An 18,264-nucleotide genomic window follows, 5' to 3' on the forward strand; every position below is an offset into this window, starting at 1 on the left:
ATACTGCTCAGTTAGTATAGATCACGCCACGGCCGTTGCCGCTGAAGTAGACGCGTCCGTACGTGTTCCAGTCCCCCGCGATCACGCCGATGCCGGCGTACTGGTGGGCGTCATCGTTGAAGCGCGCCCAGGTTGCGCCACCGTCGTCGGAGTGCCAGATGCCCCACACGCCGCCCCGCGTGCCCACGACGTAGACCGCGGCCGAGTACGACGAGCCTGCCTGCGCCTTGCCCAGCGCGATCCTGGTGGCGCCTTGCAGCGCCCCCGTCGAGCCGCTGGCGGCGACCGTCGCGAAGCCGGAGAGCTTGGTCCAGCTCGCGCCCGAATTGGTCGAGTGGTACACGGCGTTGCCGTCGGCCACCCACAGGTCGCCCGAGGCGTTGGGATTGCCCACCATCGTCGTGAGCCCGAAGTCGTTCGGGGCGAAGTTCGCCGCGACCGAACCCTGGACCAGCGCGAACGAATGGCCGCCGTCGGTCGACTGGTAGACCTTGCCCGTCGTGCCGTTCCACCACGCGCCGCCGCCATCGAAGGCGTAGACCTTGTTCGGGCTCTGGCGGTCGACGACCAGGCGATAGGCGTTATTCAGGCCGCCGTTGGGCGTGGGCAGGCCGCTGGCCTGGGTCCAGCTCGCACCGTTGTTCGTGGTCCAGGACGGGATCGAGTTGGCGGGCGCCCAGACGATGTTGTTGCGCGAGGTCGTCACCATGCTCACCGTGTCGGCGAAGTTGGTGGAGGCGCCGGCGGGGAGCGATGCGAAGTTCGACCACGTGTTGCCGCTGTCGCCGGACCAGGCGCCGTAGGGGACCGTCGGCGAGCCGGAGACGATGCCGGCAGCGACGATGTAGTTCGGATCGGACCACAACACGTCGGCGGCGTCGCCGTTGCCCCAGGCGCTGTTGGGCGTCCGGGTCGGCGTCGTCGCAAGGTCCGTCTGGACCCAGTTGCCGATATCGCCCGCGCTGTTGACGAACTTGTACGACGCACCGGCCGGCGGCGTGACGAGCGCCAGGGTCGCGGTTTCCTCGAGGTTGTTGACCGGAGCGTCCCAGCTCGGGTTGGTGGCCGACGCGTTCCAGGTTTCCCAGACGCCGCCGCCGTGGATGTGCAGGATGTGATCCTTGTTGGTCGGATCGATCTCGATGTCGTCCACCCAGCCCCTGTACCCGCCGCCCCAATGCGTCATGCCGTCCGCGATTTCGCGCCAGGTCCCGGGGGCGCCGCCGTTGTCGGACAGCTGGACGACCGGCTGGCCGGCGCTCCAGGTACCGGTCACGGCCAGCGCGATGCGGGCCGTCGAGCCGGTGCCGAAGACGGACACGCCGCCGTAGCCGCCCTGCGTGGTGGTGGCGAGCTGGGTCCAGGACTCGTTGAAGCTCACGCCGCCGAAGCGGTAGAGGTAGCCGGGACCGCCGGCGCCCTGCCCGGCGTTCTGGTTGAACACCACGTAGTAGTTGCCGTCGCTGGTGCGCACCATGTGCGGGACGTAGTAGCCGGACACGCTGGACGGCACCGCCACCGGCGTCCACGAGGCGCCGCCGTTGACGGATTTGTACATGGTCGAGGTCAGGCCCGCCTTCTGCACGTAGTCCGGCGCGATGGCGGCGTACATGATCCACGTCGTCGCGCCGCCGCCCACGTTCGAGTTGTCGAACATGATCTGCTCGACGCCCACCGGAGAACTACCCAGCCCCTGGATCTCGCTGGCCGACAGCACCTTGCTCGACAACCCGGTCTGGGTCCAGGTCTGGCCTGAGTTCGTGCTCTTCCACAGGCCGGCCGTGCGCGAGGCGTAGAACAGCGTCGACGGGTTGGTGGGGTCGGCCTTCAGGCGTTCGCCGATGGCGCGGGCATTCTCGTTGCCGCCCACCGGGAACGGCAGGTCGTAATGCGTCCAGCTGGCACCGCGGTCGCCCGAGACATAGATGCGGCCGTTGATCGGGGTGCCTTGCCAGTCGTGCGACGTGATGCCCGTGACCAGGTAGACCTTGTTGTCGTTGGTCGGATCGACGGCAATGCTTTCGACGCCGTGGTAGGCGCCGTCGCCTCCGCCGAACCCGATGCCGTCGGTGATGGGCGTCCACGAGCCGCCCCCGTTCCAGCGGTAGGCGCCGCCGACGTCGGTACGGGCGTACATGACGTTGTAGCTGGTCGGATGGTAGATGAGGCCGGTGACGTAGCCGCCGCCGCCCCACTTCACGCTCGTGTAGCTCGTGGCCGAGCCGACGGTGGCGGCGAGGACGGGGCCTTGCGCCGTGGCCGATGGGCCGGCGGTGCGGTCGCCGCCGCTGCAGCCCGCGACGAACGCCGCAACCGCGGCCGAAATGATGAACAGGTGCTTCCGATGCATGAGATCTCCTCTATTGGATTGGCTGAGAACGTAGCTCCGCCGTCCTGGCTGCGCCCGCATGCGTGTGCCGGCACTCGTTATGGTGACTACTGTGTCGTTCTCTTGGACATCCCCGATCGGAACACATTAATGTGCTGTCTCGTTTTTATTAACAAACATTAAAGAGTTTAACGCCCGTATTTTTCAACTGTCAACACAACTCACGGTTACAGGAGACGTAACAGGAAATGAACGACAAAACCGCTGCAGATCGTTCCCGTACTGCAGCGGTCTTGGTTTGCCTCAAGGTCGTATTGCTCAGTTGCTGTAGATGATGCCGCGGGCGGCGCCGTTGACGTAGAGCCGGCCGTACGTGTTCCAGTCGCCCGCCATCACGCCGGAGTCGCCGAACTGGTGGTTGTCGTCGTTGAAGCGCGCCCAGGTGGCGCCGCCGTCGTCGGAGTGGAAGATGCCCCACTGGCCGTTCAGCGTGCCTTCCACGTAGATCGCGGCCGAGTACGACGCGCCGGCCAGTGCCTTGCCCAGCGCGACCTTGGTGGCGCCCTTCGTGCCGTTGGCGGACGCGAACGAGCCGACCTGCACCCAGTTCCAGCCCGAATTCACCGAGTGGTACAGGGCATTGCCGTCGGTCACCCAGATGTCGCCCTCGGCGTTCGGGTTGACGACCATGGCCGTGTCCCCCCAGGCGTTCGGCGCCATGGCCTGCGCACCCCACATCCCGCTCAGCCCGAAGTTATGGCCGCCATCGTACGAGATGTACACCTTGCCCGGCTCGCTGCTCCACGGCGCACCGCCGGAATCGAACGCATAGACCTTGCTCGGATTCACGCGGTCCGCGACCACGCGATAGGCGCGCTGGAAGCCGTTCCAGACGGCGGTGAACGCCGGCAGGTTGGTCGCGGTCCAGCTTGCGCCGCTGTTCGTGCTGTACGACGGCACCGCATCGGGCGGTGCCCAGACCAGGTTGTTGCGCGACGTGACCGCGATGCTCTGCACGTGGCTCTGGCTGGCCGCGGCGCCGGTCGGCAGGGACGCGAACTGGTTCCAACTGCTGCCGGCGTCGCCCGACCAGAACGCCTTGACCGTGTGGCCGTTCTTGTTGTCGACGCCGGAGGCGGCGATGTAGGTCGGGTCGGACCACGCCAGGTCGGCCGCGTTACCGCTGCTCCACCAGTTCATGGGGCCGCGCGTCGGCCGCGTCGCGAGGTCGGTCTGCGCCCAGGTGCCGATGTCGCCCGCACTGTTGATGAACTTGTAAGGCGCGCCGGCCGGCGCCGTGACGAGGGACAGCGTGACGGTCTCCTCGAGGTTGGCGACCTTGGGACTCCAGGTGGGCGTGCTGGCCGAGGCATTCGTGGTTTCGCAGATGCCGCCGCCGTGGATGTGCATGATGTGGTCGCGGTTGGCGGGGTCGATCGCGACGCCCTCGACCCAGCCGGCGCAGTCGCCCGCGGCGATGCCGGTATGCGGCATGTTGGCTTCGGCTTCGTGCCAGGCGAGGCCGTCGTTATCGGACAACTGGATGAGCTGGTTCGAGTCGGCCCAGCCGGTCACGCCCAGGGCGATGCGGGTCGTCGGGCCGGTGCCGGACACGGACAGGCCGGCGAAGCCGACGTTGGCGTCGAACTTGAGCTGGTTCCAAATGCCATTGTTGCTGGCGCCGAACTTGTAGAGATAGCTGGGACCGCCGGCACCCTGGGCCTGGGCGCCCGCGGCCGTATCGGGATGCGCGCGGAACGCCATGTAGAAGTTGCCGTCGGCCGAACGCACGACGTGGGGAATATCGTAGCCGGCCACGTTGGACGGGACCGCGACGGGCGCCCATGTGGCGCCGCCGTTGGTGGACTTGTACAGGGTCGAGGTCAGGCCCGCGGCCTGCGCGTAGTCGGAGGCGACGGTGGCCCAGACGATCTGGGTCGGCGACGCGTTCTGGCTCTGCACGAACGGGGTATCGAAGATGATCTGCTCGACGCCATACAGGTTCGGCCCCTTGAGCACCGTTTGGGTCGAGAAGCCCGTGACCTGGTTCCAGGTATGGCCCGAGTCCGTGCTCTTCCAGATGCCGGACTTGCGCGAGCCGTACATCAGCGTCGTCGGATTCTGCGGGTCGACCGCCAGGCGTTCGCCATAGGCCCGGGCGTCGTCGTTGCCGCCGATCGAGAATGGCAGGTCGTAGTGCGTCCAGGTGTTGCCGCGGTCGCTGGAGATGTAGATGCGGCCGGGCGTGTCGTTGTTCACGCTGTCGCCGGTCATCATGTAGACGAGCTGGTCGTTGTTCGGATCGAGGGCCAGGCTTTCGACGCCGTGGAACCGGCCTTCGCCGCCGCCCCAGCCGATGCCGTCGGTGATGGGGATCCACTTCGCCGCGGCAGCATCCCAGCGGTAGGCGCCGCCCACGTCGGTGCGGGCGTACAGCAGGCTCGCATTGCGCGGGTGGTAGACCAGGCCGGTGACGTAGCCGCCGCCGCCCCACTTCACGCTGGTCCAGCTGGTGGCCGAGCCGACGGTCGCGGCGAGGACCGGGGCGGCCGTGCCCGTCGCGCCGGGCGTCGTGCTGCCGCCGCTGCAGCCGGCGAGGAGTGCTGCGAGCAAGGCCGGGATGATGATGTTCGGTTTCCGTTTCATGATGTCTCCAGTGTTATTAGACGGAACATTAACGCTTTGCGCAAAAGAGTTAATGAACCTTAACGCAGTCTAATGCTCACACTTTTCCACTGTCAACAGAAATAAAAAAGGCGGCCGAAGCCGCCTGAAACATCTGCCGTCAGCAGAGGAGAGAGACCTGGTCCGCGTCAGAACGAATAACGCATCTGGGCCGTGTAGCGCGGGCCCGTCACGTACGCGCCGCGGATCTTGAAGCCGACGCCCTGCTGCATCAACTGCTTGTACATGGCGTTGTTCAGGTTCTGCGCCTCGAGGCCGAACGACAGGTTCTCGGTGATCTTGTAGAAGATCGACGCATCCACCTGGCCGTAGGCATCCGACCACGTCGGCAGCGCGTACTGCACGTTGTGCTGGCCGAACGTCGGGCTGGCCGGGTTGGTGTCGGTGCCGTCGCCGCCGTTCGTGCCGTTGGCGTTGATCGCCTGCAGCGACTTCGAACGCCAGCTGTACGCCACGCGGGCCGAGATCGGACCACGGTCGAACAGCAGCGCCAGGTTGTACGAGTTCTTCGACAGGCCGTTGAGCGGCAGGTTGCCGAAGGTCTTGCCGTCCACGTCGCAACCGTTCAGGTTCAGGTTCAGGTTGTCCGCGCCGCTGCCGCCCGAGCAGTACGCCTGGTACACCGGGTGGAACAGGTCCTGGCTGCTCTTCACGTACGTGTAGTTCGCCTGCACGCCGAAGCCCGCGAGCCAGCCCGGCAGCATGTCGAAGTACTGCTGGTAAGCCAGTTCGATGCCCTTGGCCGTGCCGTTCGCGCCGTTCACCGGCCCCGTCGTCACGAAGTCATGCATCGTGCCGTTCACGTCCGGCAGCGCGAAGTTGTAGCTCTGGTTGATGATCACGTCGCTGAGCTTCTTGTGGAACAGCGCGGCCGTGAACGAACCGGTCGGCGCGAAATACCACTCGGCCGTGATGTCGGCCTGCTTGGCCATCGTCGGACGCAGCATCGGATTGCCGCTGCCGGTGCCGGTGAGGCTGACGTTGCTGACGTTGACGATGTTGGTCGCGGTGTTGGTGCTCGTGGTGGTCGCTTCCGACAGGTTCGTGTAGGCCTGCAGTTGCGAGAAGTCCGGACGCGACATCGCCTTGCCGTACGCGAAGCGGAATTGCAGCTTGTCCGACGCCTTCATGCGCAGGTTCAGCGTCGGCAGCACGTTGCTGTACGAATTGTCGAAGTCCTGCTTCTGCTGGAAGTTCGGGATGTTCGGGATCGGCACGCCGGTCACCGTGGCGCCGGCCGGGATGCTCGGGGCCGTGAAGCTGAACACCGTGTAGCCGTGGGCGACCATGTTCGTCTTCACGTAGCGCACGCCGATGTTGCCGTCGATCGGATATTTCAGGTCGTCGAAGCCGAAACGCAGCTGCGTGTACAGGGCCTTGCTGCGCTCCTGCTGGTCGTTGGTGCCCGACGGATCGGTGCCGAACGTCGCCGGTTTCCAGGCGCCGCAGCTGTCCAGCGTGCCGCCGCTGCGTTCGGCGCACAGCACGTTGTAATACTGGTGCAGCTGCGAATACGTGCCCGGATAGCCGTCGGCCAGCGACGTGTTCGGGAACACGACGGCCGGCACCGACGCCTTGCCGTTGAAGAAGTTCGGGAACGTGTTCAGGTGCGTGCCGGCGGAGAAGCGTGGATCGCCCAGGTAGGCCAGCTGGGTCAGCGGCTGCCACGAACCGACCGGGCCCACCTGCCACGGCTGGGTGATCGCCGCCCAGTTATAGCCCGGCACGGAGTTGATCGTCGTCGCATCGCGGTCGGTCAGGCGCACGCCCACGCGCAGGTCGCGCAGCACGGGGTGGTCGAACTCGTACTTGACGTCGGTTTTCCAGGCCTTTTCGTTGGCGACGCTCGCATCCTGGTGCTCCATCGTGAAGCCCCAGTAGTAATTGTTCGCATTGGCCATGTACGCCTTGGTGGCGTCGTCGAACGTCAGGCGGGCCGGCGTCGCGCTCATGTCCATGCCCATCTGCGGGATCTGCAGGCCGGTGGCGACCGTCGAGTCGAAACTGCCGGTGGTGGCGCGCACCTTCTGCAGGTCGGTCGTCACGGTCCACTGGCTGTTCAGGCGCCAGCGCAGGTTCCACGAAATGTCGGTCGTGGCCGACTTGCGCGTCGAGGTGCGGGTGTCGTCGTTGAAGTTGACGCCGCCGTCGGTCGGATCGGTGAGCACGCCGCTGATCATGGCGCCCTTCGGATCGAACTTGCCGTTCGCGACCTGCAGGTTGTACGGGCTGGACTGGCCAAAGATCGCCTGCTCGTCCCATTTCATCTTGTAGCGCGACTTGAAGTAGGTGAGCGACGACTGGACGTTGCTGTTCGGCTTCCACTGGAACGCGGCATAGGCGCCGTCGCGCTTGCGGTCGAATTCCAGCGAACGGAAGCTCGCGGCGTTCGGCACCCAGACCGTCTGGCCGGGCACGACGTCGGTGCGCGGATAATAAGGCGAGACCTGGAAGGCGTCGGTGCGGGTGCCGCTCTGCGACGTGGCCAGGTCGAACAGGGCGCCGAATTCGCCGAAGCGCGTCTTCCAGCGGTCGGAGAACATCATCGAGTACGACGGCTGGGGCTTGCCCTTCTTCAGCGTGGAATACGTATCCTGCGCCGAGACCGACATCTTGCGGCCCTTGAAGTCGAACGGCATCGCGGTGCGGAGGTTGATCAGGCCGGAGATGCCGCCTTCGATCTGTTCGGCCGACGGGTTCTTGTAGACGTCGATGCCGGCCATCAGCTCGGGCGGCACGTCTTCGAAATTCAGCGAGCGGCCGCCGTTGGCCGAGAACGAGTCGCGGCCGTTCAGCTCGGAACGGACGTAGCTCAGGCCGCGGACCATCACGCCCGAACCTTCGACCGAATAGTGTTCCGGGTCGCCCTTGGCCATGGTGCGGTCGATGGTCACGCCGACCACGCGCTGCAGCACCTCCGTGACCGAACGGTCCGGCAGTTTGCCGATGTCGTCGGCAACGATCGAGTCGACGACTTCGTCGGCGTTCTGCTTGATTTTCTGGGCATTTTCCAGCGAGGCGCGCTGGCCGACCACGATGACCGACGTGGTCCCGTTGTCGGTGGCGGGGGTGGTTTGTGCGTATGCCATGCCGCTGGCGAGCAGCACGACTTGAGACACGCCGACGGCGATAGCCGTTTTCCTGAACTGGTTCACATCATCTCCTTGGTTTGTAATGCGCCGTCGACGCGGCGTGAAACATTGTTAACGAATATGCGCCTTAAATTAATGTGGCATTAATTAAGTCTACGCCGCAATGTTTTTGCTCGTCAAATTAAATAGTGACAATGTTCATCGATGTGGCCGGATAGATACGCGCGAAAACTCACACGCCGGGCCGAGGCGCGACGGCGCAAGGAACAACAGGAGGAATCAGGGACGGCGGGCGGCCGCGACGAGGCGCTGCATCGTCGCGCGGGCGGTGATGCGGTCGTCGTGCCAGTAGGCGCTGACGGCTTCGCGCATGGCGTCCTCGACCGTGGGCGGCAGGGCCATGGAGATGCTGGGGACGAGTGTGCCGCCACGGGAGGCGGCCTCGAAGGCGGCGGCCGACTGCTTCGCGCAGCGGTCGAATTTCTTGAGGTCGACGCCCTGGCGCACCGGAATCGACCCTTTGACGAGGTTGAATTCCTCCTGCACGCCGGGCGCCAGCAGGTCGGCGGCGAAGTCCTGCTGGGCGCGGGTCTTGGCGGGGCTGTTCACCTTGAACAGGGCGAACGAGTCGACCGTATAGGCATAGGACTTGGCCGTCCCGGGCGCGGGCACGCAGGCGAACTCCAGGCTGCCGCTGCGCTGCGCCGTCTGGAAGATGGGCTTGGCCCAGTCGCCCATGAACTGCATGCCCGCCTCGCCGTTCGCCAGCCGCGACGCCGCCACGTTCCAGTTGCGTCCCATCGCGGCGACGTCGGTGTACGGCTTGATGCGGCGGAACGTCTGCAACGCCTGTTCCATGACCGGGCCCGCCAGTGCGCCGGGATCCAGTGCCACGAACGCCTTGCGGTAGAACTCGGGACCGCCGACGCCCAGCACGACGTTTTCGAACAGGAGGAAGTCCTGCCAGGGCTGGCCGCCGTGCGTGACGGCGATATACCCGGCCCGCTTCATGGCGTCGGCCGCGGCGAAGAAGTCGTCCCACGTGACCGGCACCTGGGCATTGGCGCGCTTCAGGATGCGCATGTTAATCCACAGCCAGTTGACGCGGTGGATATTGGCCGGCACGGCGACGTAGCTGCCCTTGTACTTCATGGCGTCGCTGACGACGCGCGGCAGCACCGCGTCCCACTGGCCGGCGCGTGCCGTGGCATCCAGGTTCGCCAGGGCGCCTTCGCGCGCCCATTGCCGGATGACCGGCGCCTTCACCTGGGCCGCGGCCGGCGGATTGCCCGACTGGACGCGCGAGCGCAGCAGGAAGAGCGGAAAGCCGTTCGCGTCGGCCGTCACGGCGAAGTCCTTCCAGGTATGTCCCTGGCGCTGCAAGGTCGATTTCAGCACGTTAACGGCGCGTGCGTCGTCGCCCACGTCCCAGAAGTGGAGCACCTCGAGTTCGCCCGCGTGTACGGCAGTGGCGCACCAGGCGGTAACGAGCGCGATTGCCGTGGCGAAGACTTTCATGGCGTGCATCTTAGCTCGAAACGGTCGCCGATGGTAACGCCGCCACAAATCCGTTAATATTAAGAAATGCAACTTTTACTCGCCGAAGACGACCCCATCCTCGCAAACGGATTGACCGCGCAACTGAAAGCCGCGGGCTTCACCGTCGAACACGCGCCGAACGGCCCGGTGGCGGAATACCTGCTCACCCGGCAGAACTTCGATATCGCCATCATCGACCTCGGCCTGCCCATGGTCGACGGCCTGACGGTATTGAAGAACCTGCGCGCGACCCGGCCCGACCTGCCGGTGCTCGTCCTGACGGCCCTCGACCGGCTCGACAGCCGCGTGGCGGGCCTGAACGCCGGCGCCGACGACTACATGACGAAACCGTTCGAGTTCCCGGAACTGGAAGCGCGCCTGCGGGCGATCCTGCGGCGCGCACGCACGTCGTCGGCGGCGGCGCCCGCCGACGTCGCGCTGTCCGGCCTCCACTTCGACCGGGCCGCGCGGCGCGCCGTCATCCACGGCGAACCAGTCGAGCTGAGCCCGCGCGAAGCGACCCTGCTCGAACTGCTGCTGGTCCATGCCGACAAGGTCGTCACGAAGGAGCAGATCGCCACCGCGTGGGCGGGCGACGGCACCGAGGTCGGCGCGGGCAACACGGCGGAAGTCCACATCCACCGGCTGCGCCGCAAGCTGGAAGGTTCGGGCCTCGAGATCCGCACCGTCCGCGGGCTCGGCTACCTGCTGGCCGTCGAGCGCGCCGATGGACGACCGGCCTGAACGGGGAACCCGCACGCTCTCCCTGCGCCGCCAGCTGGTCCTCTGGGTGCTGCTGCCCCAGCTCGTATTGTGGGTCGCGGGCGGCTTCGCCACGTACCGGCTGGCCGTCCGCTACGTCAACCAGGCGGCCGACGCGACCCTGTCCCAGGCCACCCGGGCGCTCGCGCGGCGCGTCAAGCCCATCGGCAGCGGCCTGCTGATCGATTTCCCCCGCGCCGCGCAGGAAGTGCTCGAGACGGATCCCAACGACCGCCTGTTCTACATGGTGAGCACGCCGCCCGGTGAATTCATCCTCGGCAACAACAGCATCCCGATGCCGCCTGCGTCCATGCGGCCGCGCCTGAACGATCCGTATTTCTACGACGGCGAGATCCGGTCCGCCGGTCCGGCCGGCGGGCGCGGCCTCCGGGAATCGATCAAGGTCAGGATCGCGGCGCTCTATCTCCCTTACGCCGCGCCGGAAGGCAAGGAGCAATGGATGCTCGTGCAGGTGGCGCGCAACATGGCGCACCGCGAGGACATCTTCAAGCTGATCCTGATGGACACCCTGCTTCCGCTGTCCGCGCTGATTCCGCTGCTGACGCTCATCGTCTGGATCGGCACCGGCGCCGGCCTGGCGCCGCTGCTGCGCCTGCGCAAGGAGGTCGAGGGCCGCTCGCCGCTCGACCTGGCGCCGCTGCGGATCGAATCGGCGCCGCAGGAAGTCCACTCCCTCGTTCGCGCGCTGAACGCCCTGCTCGCGTCCGTGCGCCAGAACGTGAACGCGCAAAAACGCTTCATCGCGGACGCGGCGCACCAGCTGCGCACGCCGCTGGCGGGCCTGAAGAGCCAGACGGCGCTGGCGATGGCGGCGACCGACGACCCGGCCCTGATCGCGCGGCTGAAACTGGTCGACCAGAGCGCGACCCGGGGCGCCCACCTGATCAACCAGTTGCTGATGCTGGCGCGCGCGGATCCCGAGGCCGCGGCGGCATCCGACAAGGCGCCGCTGGACATGCCCGCATTCGTGCAGGAGATCGTCGCCGAATACGTGCCGCGCGCGCTGCGGGCGCAGGTCGACCTCGGCATGGACGACGCCGAGCCGCCCGCCGCCGCGCCGCTGCGCATCGAGGCCAATGCCCTGCTGCTGCGCGAAGCGCTCACCAACGTGATCGACAACGCGATCAAGTACACGGGCCGCGGCGGCGAGATCACGGTCCGCGTCGCGCCGGACGGCGCCGACGTCCTCGTGACCGTCACCGACAACGGCCCGGGCATCCCGGAAGCGGACCGCGCCCGCGTGTTCGAACGGTTCGTGCGCGCCACCGACCACGGCGAAGGGTGCGGGCTCGGGCTGGCGATCGTGCGCGACATCGTCGCGCAGCACGGCGGCACCGTCGACCTGCAGGATGCACGGCCGCATGGCCTGCGCGTGGCAATCCGCCTGCCCAGGCGGTGATCGGCGCCCCCGGCGGGCGTCCGCCGGTTTATACTCAGGCTCGACATCAACGTATTGACGAACGTGCCCACTCCGACCCCTTCCCCGCGCGACACGCGGCCGCTCGCGGCTGCGGCCATGCTGATCGTCGCTCTCACGGTGACGCTCGCCGGCCTGCTGGTGTCGAGCTACCACGACACGATCGAACGCGAGCAGACGAACCTGCGCAACCTGGCGGAGGCCTTCGCCGCCCAGACCCATTACGCCACGCTCGCGCTGGACCTGGCCCTCGCGCGCGCCGCGGAGCACGCGCCGCAGGACGGCACGGACACGGCGGCCGCCTTGCCCGGCGGCGCGCCCGAAGCGATTCCCGCACGTGTGCGCAGGCTCGGGCCGGACGCGCCGCGCCGCCCGCTCCCTTCCGGCGCGCCGAAGATCGGCATCGCGCTGCCGCCGGACGGCGGTCCCGCCACGATCACCCTGGCGCGGGTGCTGCCCAACGGCCCGGCCGTCATCGAGGCGGACGCCGCCTACTTCCAGCGCATCTTCGATTCCGCCGACCTCGGACACGGCGGCTCCGTCACGCTGCACCAGCGCGACGGCACGATGCTCGTGCGCAGCCCGACGCTGCCCAGGGCCATCGGCCACTCCTTCATCCACACGCCGCTGTTCCAGACGCATTTGCCGCGCGCGGCCGTCGGCGCATTCGAGGCGACGAGTCCCATCGACGGCGTGAGCCGCCTGTACGGCTACAGCGCGGTCGCCGGCTACCCCCTGCTGATCGTCACGGGGCGCGACCTGTCCGACACGCTGGCCGTGTGGCGCGGCTGGCTGTGGATCGCCGTGCTGGCCTGGGCGCTGCTGTCGGTCACGCTGGCATTACTGGCCTGGCGCATGAGCCGCGAGGCGGCGCGCCAGGCCGCGCTGATCGCCCGCCTGCAGGCCAGCGAGCGCCGGCTCGCGGACGGTGCGCGCTACCTGAAGACCATCCTCGATTCGCTCGCCACGCCGCTCTGGGTGCTCGATGCGAAGCGGCGTATCGTCCTGTTCAACCGCGCGTTCCTGCAGTTCACGGGCCGGAACGAGGACGCGGTGACGGGACGGCTCGAAACGGAGGTGCTCGACCCGGCCGGCGCCGATGCGCGCGCCAGGCTGTATGCGGACAGCACGGCCGACGGCGTGCATGCGCTGGAGGCGGAGATCCGCGACGGCAGCGGCGCCACCCGCACCGCGATCCAGCTCGCCGCGCAGCTCAGGAGCGAAGGCGACGCCGTCCAGATCGTCAACAGCCTCACCGACATCACGGAACGCAAGCAGGTCGAACTGCGCCTCGCCTACCTGGCCGACCACGACCCGCTGACCGGTTTGCCGAACCTGAATTACCTGCGCCGCGTGCTGGCGGACGCGCTGCAGGGTGAACAGATCGTCCTGCTGCTGATCGCGCTGGAACGCCAGCAGGAAGTAGCGGACCTGCTCGGCATCGAAGCGGGCGACGACGCCGTGCGCAAGGTCGCCGCGCGGCTCGACGGGCTCGCGCCCGCGGCGCTCTGCGTCGCACGCGTAAAAGCCAACGAATTCGCGGTGCTGCTGCCGGCGGGGCCGGGCCACCGCCCCGTCGACGCCGTCGCGCTCGAACTGCACGCGCTGCTGGCCGAACCCGTGCGCGTGGGCGGGCGCGAGTTCCACCTGGCGCCCGTGATCGGCATCGCGACGTATCCGCAGGATGCCGCGTCCGCCAACGAGTTGATGCGCCTGGCCGACATCGCCAAGCACCGCGCCCGCAGCGACGCGGGCGAACCAGTGCATTTCCATTCCGAGTCCACGCACCTCCAGCTGGACGAGCGGCTCACCATCGAGGAACAGCTGCGGCATGCGCTGGCGCGCGGCGAGCTGACGCCGCACTACCAGCCGAAGGTCGACATCGCGACGGGACAGGTGACCGGTTTCGAGGTGCTGCTGCGCTGGAACAGCCCCGTGCTCGGCCCCGTGTCGCCGGCGCGCTTCATCCCGATCGCCGAGCAGACGGGCCTGATCGTACCGATCGGGACGTGGGTGCTGCGCACCGCGTGCGCGCAGGCGAGCCGCTGGGCGCGCGAGCACGGCATCGCGACCCGCGTCGCCGTGAACCTGTCGATCCGCCAGTTCTACCAGAAAGACCTGTTGAGAGTGATCGCCGGCGCGCTGGACGACGCGGGCCTGCCCCCGCACGCGCTCGAACTGGAGATCACGGAAAGCATCGCGATGAGCCGCGTCGACGTCGTCGAGCGCCTGCTGGGCGGCATCCGCGACCTCGGCGTGGAACTCTCGATCGACGATTTCGGCACCGGCTATTCGAGCCTGGCCTACCTGAAGCGCTTCCCCGTGCAGCGCCTGAAAATCGACCGGGCGTTCGTGCGCGACCTCGGGCGCGACGCCGACAGCGCGGCCATCGTCCGCTCCGTCGTCGCGCTGGGCCACGGCCTCTCGATGCGCATCGTGGCCGAAGGCGTGGAGACCGAGGAGCAGCTAGCGCTGCTGCGCGCGCTCGGCTGCGACGAATACCAGGGCTATCTGTTCGCGCGGCCGATGGACGCCGCCGCCGTGCCGGCCCTGCTCGGCCGCCCCGTCGCGTCAGGCGCGTGAACGCACGGCCCGGCGCGGCCGGCCGCCGGCCGGCGGCAACGGGTGCGCGGGACGCGCCGGTGCCGGGACGTCGGCCGATACGGCCAGGTCCGCCCACGCATCGAATCCCACTTTCAGCACGCGCAGGCGGTCGTACGCACGCTGCAGCGCCGCCCGTCCCAGCACGAGGCGCAGCGGACCGCGGCCGGCGGCCACGGCCTGCATGATGGCCTGCGCGCCGCGCGCGGCGTCGACCTGGGCGGCGCCCCGGCCGAGTGCCGCGCGGCTCACCATGCCATCGTAGTCGGCGATGCCGGCCGCGCGCGGGACGGCCGCGTCGGCGTCGTCACCGCTGCCCGGATCGACGAGCGTGACGCCGATGCCGAGCGGTTCCACTTCATAGAACAGCGCTTCCGCCAATGCTTCCAGCGCGGAGCGCGCGGCATGGCTGAAGCCTTCGAACGCGGGTGCCTGCACGGACGCGCGGGCCAGCATCACGATGTGGCCGGCGCGGCGCGCGCGCATGCCGGGCAGCACGCGGCGCGCCAGATTGATCGGGCCGAACACGTTTTCCTCGAACAGGGCGCGCATGGCGCCCTCCTCGACTTCCTCGATCGCGCCCGGATAACGCTGGGCGGCGCTCGTCGCCAGCACGTCGATGCGCCCGAACCGCCGCTCGGCGGCGACGACGGCCGTGTCGACGCTGGCGGCATCCGTCACGTCCAGCGCGAGTGCCAGCGCGCGGTCCGGATGGCGCTCGACGAGGGCCTGCAGCTGCCCCGGCGCGCGCGCCGCGAGGACGGCATGCTGGCCGGACGCCAGCACGGCCTCCGCCAGTGCTGCGGCGAGGCCGGTGGTGGCGTCGGCGATGAACCAGACGGGTTGCGTGGATTGCGACATCGTTCCTCCTTGCTGCGTGCGGAGTGCCAGACTTTAGGTACTCCAGGAAGATGATTCTAGATGCTCGACGGGTACGGTTCCATGGGCGATTTTCCGAAAGTCTTGCCTAAAATTCCAAGCATCATTCAATCCGCCGGCGGCATGCCATAGTCATCCGGCGCGCCGTCCGGCACGACGTCGATCCGGTCCAGCACGACGCCGGGGTCGAGCGCGTGCACCGCCAGCGTATGCATGCCCGGCGCCAGGCGCCCCGCGCGCCACGTGCGCACCGCCATGTTGGACAGCACGTCTTCCTTCCATTGCTCGCTGCGGCCCACGGTCGTGATGTCGACGACTTCCGGCGCGGCGCCGTCGAGGCTCACGGCAAAGCGCACGCGGTTCGCCGCCGTCAGCGGATGCTCGGGCACCGCGACGAGCCTGAGCTGCACCTCGCCGTCGCCCGCCGTCGCGAAACGATACTGCAGCGGCGCACTGGCCGCCAGGTCGGCGAGCGCGCGCGACGGCAGGTCGAGCCGCGCGCGCATCGCGCCGCCGGACGTGCCGAGGCCCGGCTGCGGCGTCCAGTCGCGCGTGGCCGCGGCGCTGCCGGCGCGCAGCGCGACGATGCCGCCTTCCCCGAAGCGCAGGTTCACGGCCTGCTCTCCGCATTGCAGGGACAGGGCCGGGTCCGCGCCGCCGTCGTAGCGCAGCACGATGCGCTGTTCGTGGCCGTGCGCGGCATCCAGCATGCCGCCGTCCAGGTCCGCCTGCACGGCGCGTGTTCCCGTACGCACGGACCAGCGCGCATCCTGTCCGCCGTAGCTCACCAACGTCACCGTGCGCGTGGCGGGCCGGCCCCGGCGCAGCACGAGCCGGTCGCCGTCGACGGCGAATGGTGCCGGGTAGACGATGCCGCAGCCGCGCCGGCTCGATACGCTCCACGTCGGATACACGGGCTCCGCGAACACGGGCAGGCGGCGCGGCGCGATGTCCATGATGCCGCGCCACTTGCCGTCCGCGAGGCCGTTGTACGCGGCCGCGTCCGCGACGAGCCCCGCATGCGCCGCCCGCGCCTGGCGCACGTACAGGTTGCTGGACGGCCGCTGCTGGCGCGCGTATTCCGCCGCGAGGTCCAGTTTCAATATGCGCGTGTTCAGGTTCGCGCTCGAGCGCACCGGGTACAGCACCAGTTCGAAAAAGGCGTCGCGCAGCCGCGCCGGGATGCGTGCGGCCAGCGCTTCGGCCCGCGTCGTCAGCGCGCGGTAATCCGCGAGCCGCCGCTCCGCTTCGTCGCCGCCCGTGCGCACATAGGCCGTGGTACGCACGGGACGCGTGGGTTCGGTCTGGCTCCAGCCCATGAATTCGGGGCGGCGCTCCCACGCGAGGCGGTAGTACTCGCGCAGGATGGCCGCCGTTTCCGCAGCGTGAACCCGTCCGAACTGCGTGGCGGCCCACGCCTCCAGGTGGCGCGCGGGGTCCTGCCGCAACACGTCGGCGTCGAACGCCGCGTCGAGGAAGTACTGCGTGAGGTATTCGGCCGGCTTGATGTCGCCCACGTTCAGCACCCACAGGCGGCGCGCACCGGTCGCCCACGCGCGCTCCAGCTGGTCGCGGATCAGGGATGGATGCGTCGTGGCCAGCCACAGGTAGTCGTGCGGCCGGCCCCAGTACGACACGTGGTAATAGATGCCCTGCCCGCCCGCGCGCCTGCCCTCCCTGTCCGTCCCCAGTTGCGCGAGATAGCCGTAGTTATCGTCCGGCCACACGAGCGTCACGTCGTCGGGCACGGCCAGGCCGAGGTTCCAGTAATCCAGCACTTCCTTGTACATCGTGAAGGCTTGCGGGATGCGCGCGGGCGGCTTGCCCTGCGCTTCGCCCAGCATCGCGCGCTGAACCTTGAACACGTCCTGCAACGTGTCGCGCGCCTGTTCGGGACTGGCCGCGCCCTCCATCGCGGAATCGTGCACGCCGCGCAGGCCCAGCGACGTCATCGTCTCCATGCCCTTGACTTCGTCGATGCGCGTGCGCCAGTAGTCGACGAGGCGGTCGCGGTTGCGGAACCAGTCGAACGGGCCGCTCTTCCATTCGCGCACGTTATTGCGCATCATCGGCTCCGCGTGCGATGTGCCGACGATGATCGCGTAATCGTCGGCCGTCTGCGCATTGCCGGGAATGGTGTAGAACGGCCGCGTCGATTCGTGCATCGCGGGCCACACGAGGTTCGCCTTCAGGCGCCACAGCAGCTCGAACACGCGCGCATAGGTCTTCGGACCGATGTCGTGGGCCGGGTCGAACGTCCTGGCCGCCCATGGCTGCAGCCCCCAGTCCTCGTCGTTGATGAAGATGCCGCGGTAGGCCACCGCAGGCGCGTGCGACAGCCGCAGCGCGCCGTCGACGGCCGGGCGGTCCAGGTGCGCCGGCGCGACGTCGGCCCACCATTCCCAGGCCGAGACGCCGAGCTCGCGCGACAGGTCGACGACGCCGTACACCGCGCCGCGCCGGTCCGATCCCGCCACGAGCAGCAGCGCACGGCCGTCCGCCTCGCCCGCCACCCGCAGGTAGCGCTCGGACTGGCCGGCCAGCGGCGCCAGGTCCGCGCCCAGCGCCCGCGCGGCCTCCTGCACGAGCGCCGAATCCGCCGTGCCCACGACGACGCAGCGGCGCGGGCAATCCGCCAGTCGCGTCGCCAGCGGGGGCGCGGTGCCGCTCACGCGTTCGAGGTCGCGCGCGAGCATGCCGGCCGCGAGCCGCATCGTGGGCTGGCCGGCGTGGACGATGGTAGTGTCGTGCAGCTCGAACGGCTGGGCGTGAACGAGGCTGGCGGTGAGGGTCAGGATGAGGGCGAGGCGGCGCATGGGCCGACATGGTAGTGCTGCGGCGCCGGCGAAACAATCAAGAAATTGATCATTTGCATTTGACCATCCAGTCCTTCACGCATACACTGCGAATGGTTGCGCTACCATTTAAGATGTTATAAC

General features: G+C 68.3%; 9 protein-coding genes. 3 read left to right on the forward strand and 6 right to left on the reverse strand.

Features of this window, described 5'->3' with window-relative positions; all coding sequences use genetic code 11:
- Positions 1 to 7: 7 nt before the first annotated feature.
- The 4 genes from ACEN9H_RS17805 to ACEN9H_RS17820 form a co-directional block, all read right to left on the reverse strand.
- Positions 8 to 2,350: a dockerin gene (locus tag ACEN9H_RS17805; RefSeq protein WP_413671473.1), complete on the reverse strand. Its 2,343-nt coding sequence runs from the start codon at positions 2,348 to 2,350 to the stop codon at positions 8 to 10.
- 297 nt (positions 2,351 to 2,647) lie between these two features.
- Positions 2,648 to 4,975 carry a dockerin gene (locus ACEN9H_RS17810; protein WP_413671474.1) on the reverse strand — a complete coding sequence of 776 codons (2,328 nt, stop codon included), beginning with the start codon at positions 4,973 to 4,975 and terminating at the stop codon, positions 2,648 to 2,650.
- 167 nt (positions 4,976 to 5,142) lie between these two features.
- Positions 5,143 to 8,169 carry a TonB-dependent receptor gene (locus ACEN9H_RS17815; RefSeq protein ID WP_413671475.1) on the reverse strand — a complete coding sequence of 1,009 codons (3,027 nt, stop codon included), beginning with the start codon at positions 8,167 to 8,169 and terminating at the stop codon, positions 5,143 to 5,145.
- A 216-nt stretch (positions 8,170 to 8,385) separates the two neighbouring features.
- Positions 8,386 to 9,624 carry an ABC transporter substrate-binding protein gene (locus tag ACEN9H_RS17820; RefSeq protein WP_413671476.1) on the reverse strand — a complete coding sequence of 413 codons (1,239 nt, stop codon included), beginning with the start codon at positions 9,622 to 9,624 and terminating at the stop codon, positions 8,386 to 8,388.
- 66 nt (positions 9,625 to 9,690) lie between these two features.
- Here ACEN9H_RS17820 and ACEN9H_RS17825 point away from each other — a divergent pair, with 66 nt between their 5' ends.
- The 3 genes from ACEN9H_RS17825 (at position 9,691) to ACEN9H_RS17835 (ending at position 14,428) form a co-directional block, all read left to right on the forward strand.
- The gene (locus ACEN9H_RS17825) at positions 9,691 to 10,389 is read left to right on the forward strand and encodes a response regulator transcription factor (RefSeq protein ID WP_371764907.1); all 699 of its coding nucleotides are present in this window, start codon (positions 9,691 to 9,693) and stop codon (positions 10,387 to 10,389) included.
- Positions 10,373 to 11,827: a sensor histidine kinase gene (locus tag ACEN9H_RS17830; protein WP_413671477.1), complete on the forward strand. Its 1,455-nt coding sequence runs from the start codon at positions 10,373 to 10,375 to the stop codon at positions 11,825 to 11,827. The genes ACEN9H_RS17825 and ACEN9H_RS17830 overlap by 17 nt, the downstream gene beginning before the upstream one ends.
- Before the next feature lie 63 nt (positions 11,828 to 11,890).
- Positions 11,891 to 14,428 (forward strand): EAL domain-containing protein, encoded by a 2,538-nt coding sequence (locus ACEN9H_RS17835; RefSeq protein WP_413671478.1) that lies wholly within the window; start codon positions 11,891 to 11,893, stop codon positions 14,426 to 14,428.
- Here ACEN9H_RS17835 and ACEN9H_RS17840 read toward each other — a convergent pair.
- Together ACEN9H_RS17840 and ACEN9H_RS17845 are read right to left on the reverse strand one after the other, a co-directional pair.
- Positions 14,417 to 15,307 carry an SDR family NAD(P)-dependent oxidoreductase gene (locus ACEN9H_RS17840; RefSeq protein WP_413671479.1) on the reverse strand — a complete coding sequence of 297 codons (891 nt, stop codon included), beginning with the start codon at positions 15,305 to 15,307 and terminating at the stop codon, positions 14,417 to 14,419. The two genes, ACEN9H_RS17835 and ACEN9H_RS17840, sit on opposite strands and share 12 nt — an antisense overlap.
- A gap of 125 nt (positions 15,308 to 15,432) precedes the next feature.
- Positions 15,433 to 18,141, reverse strand: a complete 2,709-nt coding sequence (locus ACEN9H_RS17845) for a glycosyl hydrolase 115 family protein (protein ID WP_413671480.1) — start codon at positions 18,139 to 18,141, stop codon at positions 15,433 to 15,435.
- Positions 18,142 to 18,264: the final 123 nt, after the last annotated feature.

Source organism: Massilia cellulosiltytica (assembly GCF_047325105.1).
Lineage (GTDB): Bacteria > Pseudomonadota > Gammaproteobacteria > Burkholderiales > Burkholderiaceae_D > Telluria > Telluria orientalis.

Coding starts and splice junctions, on each gene's coding strand:
- ACEN9H_RS17805 (WP_413671473.1), bottom strand. CDS start 2,350: ATGCATCGGAAGCACCTGTTCATCATTTCGGCCGCGGTTGCGGCGTTC.
- ACEN9H_RS17810 (WP_413671474.1), bottom strand. CDS start 4,975: ATGAAACGGAAACCGAACATCATCATCCCGGCCTTGCTCGCAGCACTC.
- ACEN9H_RS17820 (WP_413671476.1), bottom strand. CDS start 9,624: ATGAAAGTCTTCGCCACGGCAATCGCGCTCGTTACCGCCTGGTGCGCC.
- ACEN9H_RS17825 (WP_371764907.1), top strand. CDS start 9,691: ATGCAACTTTTACTCGCCGAAGACGACCCCATCCTCGCAAACGGATTG.
- ACEN9H_RS17830 (WP_413671477.1), top strand. CDS start 10,373: ATGGACGACCGGCCTGAACGGGGAACCCGCACGCTCTCCCTGCGCCGC.
- ACEN9H_RS17840 (WP_413671479.1), bottom strand. CDS start 15,307: ATGTCGCAATCCACGCAACCCGTCTGGTTCATCGCCGACGCCACCACC.
- ACEN9H_RS17845 (WP_413671480.1), bottom strand. CDS start 18,141: ATGCGCCGCCTCGCCCTCATCCTGACCCTCACCGCCAGCCTCGTTCAC.